Origin of the sequence: Streptomyces sennicomposti (assembly GCF_019890635.1) — a bacterium.
Taxonomy (GTDB): Bacteria; Actinomycetota; Actinomycetes; order Streptomycetales; family Streptomycetaceae; genus Streptomyces; species Streptomyces sennicomposti.
The window spans coordinates 67,286-82,267 of sequence record NZ_JAIOAB010000019.1 but is presented as its reverse complement, the minus strand read 5'-3'; the positions used below and the strand labels follow the sequence as shown (position 1 = coordinate 82,267).

Annotated in this window: 10 protein-coding genes; 4 read left to right on the top strand and 6 right to left on the bottom strand. The window is 75.4% G+C overall.

What is annotated here, in order from left to right; all coding sequences use genetic code 11:
- Positions 1-311: 311 nt before the first annotated feature.
- Together K7787_RS13805 and K7787_RS13800 are read right to left on the bottom strand one after the other, a co-directional pair.
- Positions 312-1,034 carry a 3'-5' exonuclease gene (locus tag K7787_RS13805; protein WP_223001573.1) on the bottom strand — a complete coding sequence of 241 codons (723 nt, stop codon included), beginning with the start codon at positions 1,032-1,034 and terminating at the stop codon, positions 312-314.
- A gap of 130 nt (positions 1,035-1,164) precedes the next feature.
- Positions 1,165-2,403, bottom strand: a complete 1,239-nt coding sequence (locus K7787_RS13800) for a DUF5919 domain-containing protein (protein ID WP_078512117.1) — start codon at positions 2,401-2,403, stop codon at positions 1,165-1,167.
- A gap of 310 nt (positions 2,404-2,713) precedes the next feature.
- Here K7787_RS13800 and glgX point away from each other — a divergent pair, with 310 nt between their 5' ends.
- The 3 genes from glgX (at position 2,714) to K7787_RS13785 (ending at position 8,704) form a co-directional block, all read left to right on the top strand.
- Entirely contained in the window at positions 2,714-4,843 is a 2,130-nt protein-coding gene (gene glgX, locus K7787_RS13795; protein ID WP_164394672.1) for a glycogen debranching protein GlgX, read from the top strand.
- Positions 4,844-4,980: 137 nt separating this feature from the next.
- Complete coding sequence (gene treY, locus K7787_RS13790) at positions 4,981-7,347, top strand: malto-oligosyltrehalose synthase (RefSeq protein WP_223001572.1); 2,367 nt, start codon at positions 4,981-4,983, stop codon at positions 7,345-7,347.
- A 106-nt stretch (positions 7,348-7,453) separates the two neighbouring features.
- A complete protein-coding gene (locus K7787_RS13785; protein WP_223001571.1) occupies positions 7,454-8,704 on the top strand; it encodes a M14 family zinc carboxypeptidase in 1,251 nt (416 codons plus the stop codon).
- 85 nt (positions 8,705-8,789) lie between these two features.
- Here K7787_RS13785 and K7787_RS13780 read toward each other — a convergent pair whose 3' ends face one another.
- A complete protein-coding gene (locus K7787_RS13780; RefSeq protein ID WP_223001570.1) occupies positions 8,790-9,242 on the bottom strand; it encodes an SSI family serine proteinase inhibitor in 453 nt (150 codons plus the stop codon).
- Positions 9,243-9,494: 252 nt separating this feature from the next.
- Here K7787_RS13780 and treZ point away from each other — a divergent pair, with 252 nt between their 5' ends.
- Entirely contained in the window at positions 9,495-11,249 is a 1,755-nt protein-coding gene (gene treZ, locus K7787_RS13775; RefSeq protein WP_223001569.1) for a malto-oligosyltrehalose trehalohydrolase, read from the top strand.
- Positions 11,250-11,372: 123 nt separating this feature from the next.
- On the opposite strand, the gene K7787_RS13770 is transcribed toward treZ, so the two are convergent.
- The 3 genes from K7787_RS13770 to K7787_RS13760 all read right to left on the bottom strand — a co-directional run bounded on the left by K7787_RS13770 (position 11,373) and on the right by K7787_RS13760 (position 14,948).
- The gene (locus K7787_RS13770; RefSeq protein ID WP_223001568.1) at positions 11,373-12,323 is read right to left on the bottom strand and encodes a phosphotransferase family protein; all 951 of its coding nucleotides are present in this window, start codon (positions 12,321-12,323) and stop codon (positions 11,373-11,375) included.
- A 46-nt stretch (positions 12,324-12,369) separates the two neighbouring features.
- Positions 12,370-13,497, bottom strand: coding sequence for an aminopeptidase P family protein (locus tag K7787_RS13765; RefSeq protein ID WP_223001567.1), 1,128 nt, complete (start codon positions 13,495-13,497; stop codon positions 12,370-12,372).
- A 551-nt stretch (positions 13,498-14,048) separates the two neighbouring features.
- A complete protein-coding gene (locus tag K7787_RS13760; protein WP_247720855.1) occupies positions 14,049-14,948 on the bottom strand; it encodes a PDZ domain-containing protein in 900 nt (299 codons plus the stop codon).
- Between the last annotated feature and the right edge of the window lie 34 nt (positions 14,949-14,982).

Below are 14,982 nucleotides of genomic sequence, written 5' to 3'. Positions count from 1 at the left end.
CGCGCGCCCCGAACCCGGCCGAGCCGTCCGCCCGACCGGGCTGCCCGATGCGGCCGACGCGCCCGACGCGCTCGCCCGCGCCCGGACCTCCCGGTCGGCGGCGCCGGGACCGCCGGGCGCCCCGCCGCGGTCAGCCTCTCCGCCCGCCGACGCTCCGACCGGGGTCCGGCCCGGCCCCGCCGAACCGCCCCCGCCCGGGAAGGGCCGGGAAGGGCCGGGCCAGGAAGGGCGGTCGGGGCGGACCACCCGCCCGGTCGGTCCGCCCCGCGGCCGGCACCCCCGGCGGCCGGTGAACCGGCGGGCGGCGGTTCTCAGACCCGCTCCTCCGTCAGTTCCCGCAGGGGCCACGCCCCGTCGACCACCGCCGTCGGGTCGCCCTTGCCGCGCAGGAAGGTCTGGAGGTCCGCCGCCCAGGCGGCGTGCCACTGGATCTGGGAGCGGTGCAGTTCCGCCGGGCCGAGGGCGGCCACCTTGGCGTGCCGGACGGCTATCGCGCGGGCCAGGCGGGCCGCGGCGAGGGCGTCGGCCGAGGCGTCGTGGGCGGCGCCGAGCACGACGCCGTACTCCGTGCACACCGCCTCCAGGGTGCGCTTGCCGCGCCGGTAGCGGTCGGCCCAGCGGTCGATGGTGTACGGGTCCACGACCGGGCCGGGCTCCGCGCCGCCGAGGCGGTCGGCGAGCGACGGCAGCCCGTACCGCCGCAGTTCGGCGGAGAGCAGGGTCAGGTCGAAGGCGGCGTTGTACGCCACGACCGGCACCCCCGCCCGCCAGTACCCCGTCAGGGCCTCGGCGATGGCGTCGGCGACCCGGTCGGCGGGCCGCCCCTCGGCGGCGGCCCGCTCGGTGCTGATGCCGTGCACGGCGACCGCGTCCGGCGGTATGGGCACGCCCGGGTCGGCCAGCCATTCCCGGCGCCCGGCCGGCTCACCGTCCCGGACCTCGATCACGGCTGCCGTGACGATGCGCGCCGTCCGCGGATCCGTCCCCGTCGTCTCCAGGTCGAAGCCGATCAGCAGCTCCTGGTGCCAGCCCATGGCGGCCCCCCTTCTCGTGGTGCTCTCCCCCAGTGGTTCTCACCTTCGCACGCGCCACTGACAATCAGAGGACCGCGTTCCGCTTTCCGGCCCGGCCGGCACCCCCACAAGCCCGGGATCGGCGGCGATTTCAGGACACCGGGCGCGAATCGACCCACATCGTCTCGAACTCCTCGCGGTAGGCGGCGAAGAGACCGCCCTCGTCCACCTCGCCCGACTTGACCACCCGGCCGCCGTTGCGCAGGACGAACACCGGCGCCTCCATGCCCCGGCTGCGCCGCAGATAGGACTGGGTGACCGCGATGCCATCGGAGCCGTCGCCGTCCACCAGGTACGCGGAGACGCGCGGCGTCTCGTCGTAGACCTGGATCTCGAAGGCGCCCGGGTCGCGCAGCCGGGCCCGCACCCGGCGCATGTGCAGGATGTTCATCTCCACCGAGCGGCTCAGCTCGCCGCGCTTGAGCCCGAGTTCGCGCTCGCGCCGCTTGACCGCGCTGGAGGCCGGGTTCAGGAACAGCAGCCGCACCCGGCAGCCGGACTCGGCCAGCCGCACCAGGCGGCGGCCGGAGAAGTTCTGCACGAGCAGGTTGAGACCGATGCCGATGGCGTCCAGGCGGCGGGCGCCGCCGAAGATGTCCTCGGCCGGGAACTGGCGCAGCAGCCGCACCCGGTCCGGGTGGACGGCGACCACGTCGGCGTACCGGTCGCCGATCAGGTCCTCCACCGCGTCCACCGGCAGCCGCCGGGCGGAGGGCACGTCGCCGCCGGCGCCGAGGATCTCCAGCAGGCGCGCGGAGGCGCGTTCGGCCTGGGCGAGCACCGCCTCGGACAGGGCCCGGTTGCGGGAGACGACGTTGCGGGTGACCTCCAGCTCGTCCAGGGCGAGTTCGACGTCGCGGCGGTCGTCCAGGTAGGGCTCGAAGCAGGGCCAGTGCTGCACCATCAGCTCGCGCAGCTGGGGCAGGGTCAGGAAGCTGATGACGTTGTCGTCGGCCGGGTCGAGCAGATAGCCCTTGCGGCGGCTGACCTCGCGCACGGCGACCGCGCGCTGGGCCCACTCCTGGCCGGCCGGGCCGGCGGCGGCGACCACCCAGTCCTCGCCGTGGACGGGTTCGTAGACGGGCCGCAGCACGGCGGCGACGACGGCGCGCAGCCGTTGTTCGACCAGGTTCAGCCAGATGTAGGCCCGGCCGGCCCGCTGGGCGCGGGTGCGCACCTCGCGCCAGGCGTCGGCGTCCCAGTCCAGCTCGGGGCCGATGGCGCCGGCGTCCATCGGCCGGGCCAGGGACACCGCACCGGGCGGGACGTCTGTGGAGTTCCCCTCGTGACCCTCGTCACCAGGGGGCAGCTCCAGGCCTCCCGAGCCCACCCGTGCACCGCCTTCCGCTCCCCCGGAGCCTCCCCGTCCCAACGATCAAGGAAGGGTACTCCGGGAGCGGTCCGCGGTGCAGCCGGATGGGCAGCTCCTTTCTCAACTTCCCCACGCTTTCCGTCCGTTCCGGTCCGTCCGCCGGGGCGGAGTGAGGTTATTCATAGCGTTGACGGGCACCGTCCCGGGCAGATAGGACCGCCGGCCGGGGCGACGCACCCGGCAGGAGTCATAGGTGGCGCCCTCACTTTCGGGGACACTCGGGGCCAGGGCGCCACCCCGGCGCCGCACACCTGAAAGAGTCGTGTCCATGCAGGTCTGGCCTGGAGAGGCGTATCCGCTCGGCGCCACGTACGACGGCGCCGGCACCAACTTCGCGGTCTTCACGGAGGCCGCGGACCGAGTAGAGCTGTGTCTGCTGCACGACGACGGCTCGGAGACGGCGGTGGAACTGCGGGAGAGCGACGCGTTCGTCCGGCACGCGTACGTCCCGGGGGTCATGCCGGGACAGCGGTACGGGTTCCGGGTGCACGGCCCGTACGCCCCGGAGCGCGGACTGCGCTGCAACTCCGCGAAGCTGCTGCTCGACCCGTACGCGCGTGCGATCAGCGGGGCGATCGACTGGGGAGAGGAGGTGTACGGCTACCACTTCGACGACCCGGAGCGGCGCAACGACCTGGACTCGGCGCCGCACACCATGACGTCGGTCGTGGTGAACCCGTACTTCGACTGGGGCGACGACCGGCGCCCGCGCCGCGGCTACCACGAGACGGTGATCTACGAGGCGCACGTCAAGGGCCTCACCATGCGCCACCCGGGGCTGCCCGAGGAGCTGCGCGGCACCTACGCGGCCCTCGCCCATCCGGCGGTCATCGAGCACCTGACCGAACTGGGCGTGACGGCGCTGGAGCTGATGCCCGTACACCAGTTCGTGAACGACCACCGGCTGGTCGACATGGGCCTGTCGAACTACTGGGGCTACAACACCATCGGCTTCTTCGCCCCGCACAACGCGTACGCCTCCTGGGGCGACCGCGGCCAGCAGGTGCTGGAGTTCAAGTCGGCGGTGCGGGCGCTGCACGAGGCCGGGATCGAGGTCATCCTCGACGTGGTCTACAACCACACCGCCGAGGGCAACCACCTGGGCCCGACGCTGTCCTTCAAGGGCATCGACAACCCGCAGTACTACCGGCTCACCGACGATCCGCGCTACTACATGGACACCACGGGCACCGGGAACTCGCTGCTCATGCGGTCCCCGCACGTGCTCCAGCTGATCATGGACTCGCTGCGCTACTGGGTCACCGAGATGCACGTGGACGGCTTCCGCTTCGACCTGGCGGCCACGCTCGCACGCCAGTTCCACGAGGTGGACCGGCTGTCGTCGTTCTTCGACCTGGTGCAGCAGGACCCGGTGGTCTCCCAGGTGAAGCTGATCGCGGAGCCGTGGGACGTGGGCGAGGGCGGCTACCAGGTGGGCAACTTCCCGCCGCTGTGGACCGAGTGGAACGGCAAGTACCGCGACACGGTGCGGGACCTGTGGCGGGGCGAGCCGCGGGCGCTGGCGGAGTTCGCCTCCCGGCTGACCGGCTCCTCCGACCTCTACCAGGACGACGGCCGCCGCCCGCTGGCCTCGATCAACTTCGTCACCTGCCACGACGGCTTCACCCTGCACGACCTGGTGTCGTACAACGACAAGCACAACGAGGCCAACGGCGAGGACAACCGCGACGGCGAGAGCCACAACCGGTCCTGGAACTGCGGCGCGGAGGGCGACACCGACGACGAGGGCGTGCTGCGGCTGCGGGCGCGGCAGATGCGCAACTTCGTCGCGACGCTGATGCTCTCCCAGGGCGTGCCCATGATCAGCCACGGCGACGAGTTCGCCCGCACCCAGCGGGGCAACAACAACGCCTACTGCCAGGACAACGAGCTGTCCTGGGTGCGCTGGCCCGAGGGCCAGGGCGAGGGTGCGGGCGAGGACGAGGAGCTGCTGGAGTTCGTCCGGGCGATGGCCGCCCTGCGCCGGGACCATCCGGTCTTCCGCCGGCGCCGCTTCTTCCACGGCCGGCCCGTGGAGGGGACCCACGACGAGCTGTCCGACATCGCCTGGTTCACCCCGGAGGGCAAGGAGATGGCGCAGCGGGACTGGGACTCGGCGCGCGCCTCGGCGCTGACGGTGTTCCTCAACGGCAACGCCATCTCGGAGCCGGGCCAGCGCGGCGAGCGGATCACCGACGACTCGTTCCTGCTGATGTTCAACGCCGCGCCCAAGGCGCTCGACTTCGTGGTGCCGGTGGACCACGGCCGCCAGTGGCAGGTGGTGGTGGACACCGCGCGGGACCGGCCGCTGGCCGCCGGCAGCGGGCGCAAGGTGCGCGCGGGCGACCGGCTGACCCTTGAGGACCGCAGCATGACCGTGCTCCAGCGGCCGGCCTGACCCACCACCACGCTCACCCGTTCGGGTGATTTCGCGTCGTCCCCCGTCCGGGTGAGCCGCTGGGCCGCCCGGGTGGGGCGACGGGCACCTGACCGGCGGACGGCACGAAAGGCGGCCGGGCGGGTACGTAGCTCTCCATGACACCCGAGCGCACCGCACCCGTCGTGCCCACGGCCACCTACCGGCTCCAGCTCCAGCCCGAATTCCCGTTCGCCGCCGCCGAGGCGGCCGTGCCGTACCTGGCCTCGCTCGGCGTCTCGCATGTGCACCTCTCCCCCGTCCTGGAGGCCGTCCCCGGCTCCGCGCACGGCTACGACGTCGTCGACCACGCGCGCGTGCGCGCCGAACTCGGCGGCGAGGAGGGGCTGCGGGCGCTGTCCCGCACGGCGCGCGAGCACGGGCTCGGCCTGGTCGTGGACATCGTGCCCAACCACATGGCGGTGGCGCCCCGGCACAACCGCGTCCTGTGGGAGGTGCTGCGGGAGGGGCCCGCCTCGCCGTACGCGCGCTGGTTCGACATCGACTGGGAGGCGCAGGGCGGCAAGGTACTGCTGCCGGTGCTCGGCCGTCCGGTCGGCAAGGTGATCGGCGAGCTGCGCGTGGACGGCGACGTCCTGCGCTACTACGACCACGTCTTCCCGCTGCGCGCCGGGACGGAGAGGCTGCCGCTGCCCGAGCTGCTGGAGGCGCAGTGGTACCGCCTGACGTGGTGGCGGCTGGCCCGCACCGAGCTGAACTACCGGCGGTTCTTCAGCATCTCGGAGCTGATCGGGGTGCGGGTGGAGGACCCGGAGGTGTTCGAGGCGACCCACGCCAAGATCCTCCAGCTGCTCGGCGAGGGCGTGGTGGACGGCCTGCGCGTGGACCACCCCGACGGCCTCGCCGACCCCGACGCCTATCTGGACCGGCTGCACACGGCGACCGGCGGCCGGTGGACCGTCCTGGAGAAGATCCTCTCCGACGGCGAGCACCTGCCCGCCGCCTGGCCGGTGGCCGGCACCACCGGCTACGACGCCCTGCGCCACGTGGACGGCCTGTTCGCCGACCCCGAGGGCGGTGCCGAACTCCTGACCGCCTACCGCCGCTTCGCCGCCCCGCGGACCGACCGCGGCGGCGACTGGGCGGCGACGGCGCGGCAGGCGGCGTACGAGGTGATCACGCACGAGCTGGCCGCCGAGACGGACCGGCTGACCCGCGCCGCGCACCGGGTGTGCGCCGGCTCCCCGGACCCGGCGCTGCGCGACCGCGCGCCCTGGGCGCTGCGCACCGCGCTGCGCGAGCTGCTGGTGCGCCTGGAGGTGTACCGGCCCTACGCCTCCGTGGACGCCTCCGCCGTGGTCACCGAGGAGGCCGCGGCCGAGGCGAAGCGGGCCTTCGCGGTGCCCGAGGAGGGCGAGGCGGTGGACGTGGTGCGCGATCTGGTGCTGGGCCGGGCGGGTACGGGTCCGGACGCCGTGGAGTTCCGCACCCGGTTCGCGCAGACCGCCTCCGCGCTGCGCGCCAAGTCCGTCGAGGACACCGCCTACTACCGCTACGTGCCGCTGTTGTCGGCCAACGAGGTCGGCGGCGAGCCCGGGCGCCCGGCGGTGGGCCCGGCGGACTTCCACGCGTACTGCGCGCGCGTGCAGCGCGACTGGCCCGCGACCGGGACCGTGGTCTCCACGCACGACACCAAGCGCAGCGCCGACGTACGGGCGGCCCTGGCGGTGCTGACCGAGTGCCCGCGGCAGTGGGCGGAGCTGCTGGCCGGGGTGTCCGGCGCGGGGGCCGAGGCGCCGGACGCGCAGCTGGCGTGGGCGGCCTGGCAGACGGTGTTCGGGCTCGGCCCGGCGGACGCGGGACGGGTGCGGGAGGCGCTGCTCAAGCACGTCCGCGAGGCGGGCCTGCACACGAGCTGGACGGAGCAGGAGCCGCCGTACGAGGAGGCGGTGCAGCGGTTCGTCGCCGAGGGGCCGTGCGGGGCGGCGGGCGAGCCGGTGGCCGCCTTCCGCCAGAAGCTGGAGCCGCACATCCGGGCCAATGTCCTCGCCACCGCGCTGGTGCATCTGACGATGCCGGGCGTGCCCGACGTCTACCAGGGCGCGGAGGCCGAGTACCGGGCCCTGGTGGACCCGGACAACCGCCGCCCCGCGCACTTCCCGCCGCCCGACCCGGGCGAGAAGGGCGCGGTCACGGCGGCGGCGCTGCGGCTGCGGGCGCGCCGCCCGGAGGTCTTCGGCGACAAGGCGACGTACGAGCCGCTGGCGGCCGAGGGGCCGGCGGCGGAGCACTGCCTGGCGTTCGCGCGGTCCGGGCAGGTGCTGACGGCCGTGACCCGGCTGTCGCTGCGGCTGGCCGAGGCGGGCGGCTGGCGCGAGACACGGCTGACGCTGCCGCCGGGCCGGTGGGCCGACGCGCTGGCGCCGGGACGTGAGTTCGAGGGGCACGCGCGCGTGGCGGAGCTGTTCGAAGAGCTGCCGGTGGCGCTGCTGGAGCGGGTGACGGAGCCGGCCGGGACCGAGTGACCGGTCCGGGGGCGGCCCGGGCGGGAGGCGGGCGGCTGGGCGTTCTTGACAGCCGTCCGCGTCCGTGGGGTACTGCGAATGCGAAGCCTGGCGGACGAGTACGGGGGTGAGTCTGCTGCCGGAGCCGCGCTACCCCAGCGTTCCCGAACTGGTCTCGGCGGTTCGGGAACTGGCCGCGCACCGCCCGCGTCTGTGCGGCCTGGAGGAGGTCGGCGCGTCCCGCGCGGGCCGGCCGCTGCACCTGCTGTCCGTCGGGCACGCCCGGCGTGCCGTGCTGGTGGTCGCCGGCGCCCACGCCAACGAGCCCACCGGCGGCGCCACGCTGCTCTCGCTGGTGCACCGGGTGGCGGACGACCCCCGGCTGCGGGCCGGCGTCTCCTGGCACTTCCTGCTGTGCGCCGACCCGGACGGGGCGAGCCTGCACGTGACGCCGGCCCCGCGCAGCCTCTACGACTACCACCTCGGGTTCTTCCGGCCCGCCGGTCCCGAGCAGCCGGAGTGGTCGCCGTCCGTGCTGCCGCCCGAGCTGCTGCCGCCGGAGACGCGCGCGCTGACCGCCGTCGTGGCCGCGCTGCGGCCCTACCTCCAGGTGTCGCTGCACGGCACCGAACTGGGCGGCAGCTGGGTGCAGCTGACCCGGGACGTGCCCGGCCTCGCCGAGCCGTTCCGCAAGTCGGCCGCCGAGCTGCACATCCCGGTGGAGACGGGCGCCTGCGACGCGGCGGGCTGGCCCGTCTCCGGCCCCGGGGTGCGGGTGATGCCCGCGCCGGGCACGGACCCGGCGTATCCGAGCCTGCCGGACGACGCCCGGCACAGCACCTGGTACGAGGCGCACCGGCACGGCGGGATGACCGCGGTGGTGGAGGTGCCGATGTGGGCGAGCGACCTGGTCGACGACCCGGTCCCGCACCCGGATCCGGCCGGGGCGCAGCGGCGGCTGGCGGACCGGCTGCTGCGGGACGCGGGGCGGGTGGAGGCGGTGCTCGCCGAGGCGCTGCCCCGGCTGGACGGCCCCGAGGGGCCGCTGCTGCGGGCGGCGCGCTGGGGGCTCGGTCTGGTGCCGGGCCTGGCCGCGGACTGGGTGCGCGTCCCGCCCGCCGAGACGACGATGTCGTACGTGGGCAGCGTGGACGCGTTCGGCCGCCGGCTGCCGCTGAGGGCGGCGGCGATGCTGCTGCGGGTGCTGCGGGCGGCCGGCGATCCCGCCGTGCCCGAGCTGGAGCGCCTGGTGGCGGCGTGGAGCACGGCGTTCGCGGCCCGGTTCCGGGCCCGCTGGGTGCCCCTGGACCACCAGGTCGAGCACCAGAGCCGTACGGTCCTGGCGGCGGCCCACCACGCCCGGGAACTGATGATCTGATGAAACGATCCTCCGCTTGCCCGGACACCCTCTTCTCCGACCGATGTCCGGGCGTGCACCCGCGCCCGGACACCGGTTCGAGAGGTCACTGATCCAGGGCGAACACGTCTCCCGTACGGGCCCTCATCACGCACGCGTTGGGGAAGGTCTCCGTGTAGTCGACCGCGCGCCCCTGCCACTGGCCGCGCGCCTGGACGGTCACGGGGGCGTAGATCATCGAGCAGAACACCTCCTTGTGCGGGATGACGCGGATGTCGCCGTGGGCCGAGCGGAGCTGGTCGCAGGCCGCGGCGGCGTGCGGGTGGCCCTGGGGCGGCTCGCAGCGCAGCAGGGCGCCCCGGCTGTCGCCGGTGCGGGCGTCGTCGCCGTGGCTGACCGTGACGTAGAGCCAGTCGCTCTGGTCGGCGGTGTGCCGGGGGCGCGGGTGCGAGTCCTGGGCGGCGTGGGCGGCCTGGACGGGGAGGGCCGCGAGCAGGACGGCCGCCGCCGTGGTCGCGCCGCGCCGCAGCAGGGCCGTCGTCCTGGTGAAGTGGTTCATGCCCGGGGTATCGGCACGACGGCCCGCGCTCCCCAGCCCCGGTCACTCGAACGGGAGCACGCGCGCGTGACGCCCGGTCAGTTCCCGTGTCCCGGACGGCCGGCCGGTGTGCCCGGAATGAACGGGAAGGAACCGAGGCCGGGCGCAGCCGGCGACACCCGCCGCAAAAGGGCGGATGCGGAAGCGGATTGATCTCGTTTGGCGCACCATGGACGGGCTACATCACGGTGAGCAGACGAAGGGGAACCGTCCGTGCAGTTCGAGGTGTGGGCACCGCAGGCCGATCACGTCACGCTCCAGTGCGACGACGTCACGCGCGCGTTGGAGCGCGACCCGGAACGCGCGGGCTGGTGGACCGGCGAGGCCGAGGCGCGCGACGGCTCGCGCTACGGGTTCGCGCTGGACGGCGGGCAGGTGCTGCCCGACCCGCGGTCGCGGCGGCAGCCGGACGGTCCGGACGGGCTGAGCGCCGTCGTCGACCACGGGCGCCACGCCTGGCGCACCGGCGAGTGGGCCGGGCGCGCGCTGCCGGGCGCGGTGCTCTACGAGCTGCACGTGGGCACGTACACGCCCGAGGGCACCTTCGACGCGGCCGCCGCGCGTCTTGAACACCTGGTCGAACTGGGCGTCACGCACGTCGAGTTGATGCCCGTGTGCCCCTTCCCCGGCACGAACGGCTGGGGCTACGACGGGGTCTCGCTGTGGGCCGTGCACGAGCCGTACGGCGGCCCGGAGGGGCTGAAGCGGTTCGTGGACCGGGCGCACGAACTCGGCCTGGGCGTGGTGCTGGACGTGGTCCACAACCACCTCGGCCCCTCCGGCAACTATCTGCCGATGTTCGGGCCGTACTTCACCGACACGCACCACACCCCGTGGGGCTCGGCCGTCAACCTGGACGCGGCCGGCTCGGACGAGGTGCGGGACTTCCTCGTCGGCAGCGCGCTGGCCTGGCTGCGCGACTACCGCATCGACGGACTGCGCCTGGACGCGGTGCACGCGCTGGTGGACACGCGCGCGTGCCACTTCCTGGAGGAGCTGTCCGCGGCCGTGGACACGCTCGCCGCGAGCCTGGGCCGGCCGCTGTTCCTGATCGCCGAGTCCGACCTGAACGACCCCCGGTTGGTCACCGCGCGCGCGGAGGGCGGCCTCGGCCTGCACGCTCAGTGGAACGACGACTTCCACCATGCCCTGCACACCGCCCTGACCGGCGAGTCCCAGGGTTACTACGCCGACTTCGCGCGGGCCCCGCTGGCGGCCCTCGCCAAGACGCTGACCGGCGGCTTCTTCCACGACGGCACCTACTCCAGCTTCCGGGGGCGGCGGCACGGGCGGCCGCTGGACCGGACCCGGGTCGCCGGGCACCGGCTGCTCGGCTACAGCCAGACCCACGACCAGGTCGGCAACCGGGCGCAGGGCGACCGGCTGTCCTCCCTGCTCGCGGGCTCCCCCGGCCTGCTGTCCTGCGCGGCGGCGCTGACGCTGACGGCGCCGTTCACGCCGATGCTGTTCATGGGCGAGGAGTGGGCGGCCGGCACGCCGTGGCAGTACTTCACCGACCACACCGACCCGGAGCTGGCCGAGGCGGTCCGCCGGGGCCGGCGGCGGGAGTTCGCCGCGCACGGCTGGGCCGAGGAGGACGTGCCCGACCCGCAGGACCCGGCCACCCGGGACCGCTCCTGCCTGGACTGGAGCGAACCGGAGCGCGAGCCGCACGCGCGCGTGCTGGACTGGTACCGGCGGCTGACCGCCCTGCGGCGCGAACAGCCCGACCTCACCGACCCCGACCTCGCGGACACGAAGGTCGCCTTCGACGAGGAGGGCCGCTGGCTGGCGTTCCGGCGCGGGGACGTCCGGGTGGCGGTGAACCTGGGCAAGGAACCGGCCGCGATCCCGCTGGGCACCCACCCGGTGCGGGTGCTGGCGGCCTGGGAGCCGGTGACGCCGCCCGGCGAGGACGGCGTCCTGCACGTGCCGGGCCAGTCGTGCGTGGTGCTGGTCCAGGAGTGAGGCGCCTGGCGCCGGTCCGGGGGTGAGACGCCTGGTTCCGGTCCAGCGGTGAGACGCCTGGTTCCGGTCCAGCGGTGAGGGTGAGGGGGCGACGGCGGCCGGGCCTTCGGCCGAGGGGTGCGGCTACGGCTCCTCGGCCGGGCCGTCCGCGGCGTCGTCGCGGAACTCCGTCACCCGCTCCAGCAGGATCGCCTCCCAGGCGTGCCGCAGCTCGGTCCGCAGCAGCGGCAGCGGGGTGTCGTCGCGGCCTTCGAGGCGTTCGGCGAGGCGGATCACGGTGTCGCAGCGGGCCAGCCACAGACCGCGCAGACAGGGGCGGGCGCCGTACCCGGCGAGGGTGGCGGCGCGCACGGCGGCCGGGGACCGCACGGCGCGCGCCAGGGAGGCGATGTCCTCGGCCGGGTCGCCGATCACCGCCTCGCCCCACCCCAGCACACCGCGCACCCGGCCGTCGGCGCCGACCACCAGATGGTCGGCGGTCAGGCCGTGGTGGACGAGCACCGCGGTGTTCGGCTGGGCGGCGAGCTGCGCCGCGGCCGGACCCGCGAGCTGGGCCATCCGCGCGGGGTCGAACTCGTCGGCCTTGCCGAGCTGTTCGGCGGCGTGCGCGGCCATCCGGCGCAGCGCCTCCAGGGAGCGGGGCGCGGTGCGCGGCACGCCGAGCGTCCCGGCCTGCCGGGCGGGCACCTCGCGCAGCCCGCTGAGCAGCCCGGCCAGATCGTCCTCCCCGAGGGCGGAGACCTGCTGCCCGGCCGTGCCGCCGGCGATCCTCGCGTCCAGCGTGTACGCCAGCCCGGGCGCCCACTCGCCGTGCGCGACGCTCGCCGGCACCGCCACCGGCACATGGGGGCGGGCCAGATCGCGCAGCCGCAGCTCGCGCCGCTGGCGCAGGGCCGCCTCGCGGTCGGGGGCGAGGCGCAGCACATGGCGGGCGCCGACCCACCAGGTCCAGGGCCCGCCGTCCTCGGCGACGGGCCGGACGTCGGGGCCGGCCGCGGTGTCCGCGCCGTCGGCGAGGAGCGTGCGGACCAGCCGGCGGACGGTGTCCGCGGTGGGTGTCGGTGCCTGGGTCATCGTCGCGCCGTGTCGTGTCGGTAACGGATGGGGGCTGCCGGGCCGGTCAGTCCACCAGGACCATCTCGCGGGTGGTGTCGTTGAGCCGGCGGCCGCCGTCCTCCGTGACGGTCACGATGTCCTCGATGCGCACCCCGAACCGGCCGGGCAGATAGACGCCGGGCTCCACGGAGAAGCACATGCCGGGCACGAGGGGCTGCTCCTCCCCCTCGATCATGTACGGCGGCTCGTGCGTGGTGACGCCGATGCCGTGGCCGGTGCGGTGGATGAAGTACTCGCCGTACCCGGCCTCGGCGATGACCGCGCGGGCGGCCCGGTCGATCTCCTGGCAGGCGACGCCGGGGCGTACGGCGCGGAAACCGGCCTCCTGGGCCTCGCGCACGATGTCGTGCACGCGGCGCTCCTCGTCGGTGGGTTCGCCGACGTGGACGGTGCGGGTGGTGTCGGAGCCGTAGCCGTCCTTGAGGCCGCCGAAGTCGAGGACGACCATGTCGCCGCGCTCGATGACGCGGTCGCCCATCTCGTGGTGCGGGTTGGCGCCGTTGGGTCCGGAGCCGACGATGGTAAAGTCGACCTGGGAGTGCCCGAACAGCCGCAGCAGCCCGGCGAGTTCGGCACCGATCTCGGACTCGCGCCGACCGCTGAAGGGGACCTTGCGGATCTCCTCGAACGTCGCGTCGGCGGCGGCCGCGGCGGCCGCCATCAGCTCCAGCTCGGCCGCGTCCTTGACGGCGCGCAGCATGGGCAGCGCGGTGGTGAGGGAGGTGTAGGCGGCGCCGGGCAGGGTCTGCTGGAGGCCGAGCAGGTGCATGGCCCAGGCGTTGTCGCTGATGCCGAACCGGCCGGTACGGTCGAGGAGGGCGGCGGTGACGGCGTAGGGGTCCTTGCCGTCGGTCCAGTCGCGCAGGGTCAGCGCGGGCGCGCCGGGGGCCTGCTCGGCGTCCGGGGCCTCCAGGGTGGGCACGACGAGGACGGGGTCCTGGCCGGGGGCGAGGACGAGCAGGGTGAGCCGTTCGGTGACGGCGGTGGGCGCGTAGCCGGTGAGCCAGACCATGTCCGGTCCGGGGGCCACCAGCAGCCCGGCGAGTCCGGCGTCGGCGGCGGCCCAGGCCGCGCGGTCCATCCGGGCCCGGTAGTCGTCGGCGGTGAAGGGCGCGGGCGCGGTGCCGGTCATCCAGGCCTCCCTGTGCGGTCGGGCGTGCGCTGCGGGGCTACGGGCAGCATCCTGCCCGCACGCACGGGGCCGCGCGAGCCGATCGGCCTCACTCGTCCGCGGCACACCCCGGCCCGGCCGGTCGAGCGGCCACGCGACCAGTGGTTTTGGGGGACATAGTAGTGGGTGGGGGTGCGGCAGAGGTCGTGACCGTCGCCTGGGCAGGGGGCGGGGGCGGCGCTCGGTGAGGGGGCGGGGGCGCTCGGCCGGAGGCGCGACCGGCGCTCGGTGAAGGGGCGTGGAGGCGCTCGGCCAGACGGCGGGGGCGGCGCTCGGCCGGAGGGCGTGAGCGGCACTTGGCGAAGGGGCGTGAGGACACTCCGCCGGGGGCGGGGGCGGCGCTCGGCGAAGCGGTGTGGGGCACTCGGCCGAGGAGCGAGAGCGGCGCTCGGCCGGAGGGTGGGGGCAGCGCTCGGCCGGATGCGCGGGCAGCACTCCGTCAGGGAGCGGGGCCCTCGGGCGGGGGCTTGGGCGACGTTCCGTGGCGAGAGGCCGCCGGTGTTCGGGGGGGGTCAGGGGGCGATGTCGGGGGTGAGCGTCAGCCACCGGCGGCGGCCGTCGCGGCCCCGTACCGTCACGGTCACCGCACGGCCCGGACGGGCACGGGCCACGGCGCGGGAGAGGTCGGCCGCCGAGGCGACCCGGGTGCCGCCGAAGGCAAGGAGCACGTCGCCGCGGGCCAAGCCGGCCGCGGAGCCGGGGCCGGGGACCTCGACGGCGGTCACGCGCGCGCCCCGGCCGTCGTCGTCCACCGCCTCGATCCCGAGGGCCGCCCGCGGGGGTGACGGCACGGAGCGTGCCCCCGGGGAGCCGACGGCCGCGGAACCGGCGGCCGCGAAGCCTGCCGTCGGGCCGTGCGCGGTCGTGGAGTCGGGGACTGTGGAGTCTGCGGCCGACGAGTCTCCGGTCGTGGAGCCTGCGCTCCGCCGGTCGCCGGTCGCGGAGTCGGCCGCGAGCAGACCGGCGGCCGGGCCTCCGGCGGCCGGGGAGCCCGCCGACCCGCCCGCGTCCGCCGGGCCGGACCGGGCGGACGCGGCTCCGGGCGCGGCCGACCCCGTACCCGCCCGGCCGGCTCCCGCCGACGGGACGCCGGGGGCGAACGGGCCCGTGCGCGCCGAGCCGGAACCCGCCGGACCGGACCCGGCCGACGGCACGCCGGGTGCCCCCACCGGCCAGGGCGGCGGCCCGTGCCCGGCCGTCCGGGTCAGGCCGATCACCGTCCCGGCCACCGCGCCGAGGCCGATCCCGGCCAGGAGCAGGATCAGACCGGCCAGCAGAACGGTCGTGACGGCCACCGCACGCCGGCCGCGCCGGGGCGCGACGGCGGGCGGGAGCCGGTCGGCGTCGGACGCCCCGCCCCCGCCCGGCTCCCGGCCGGGCATGGGCTTCGGGCGCAACGCGGTGTGTTCCATCGGTTCTCCTCCGGCCGGGCTCCGCCCGCCGGAT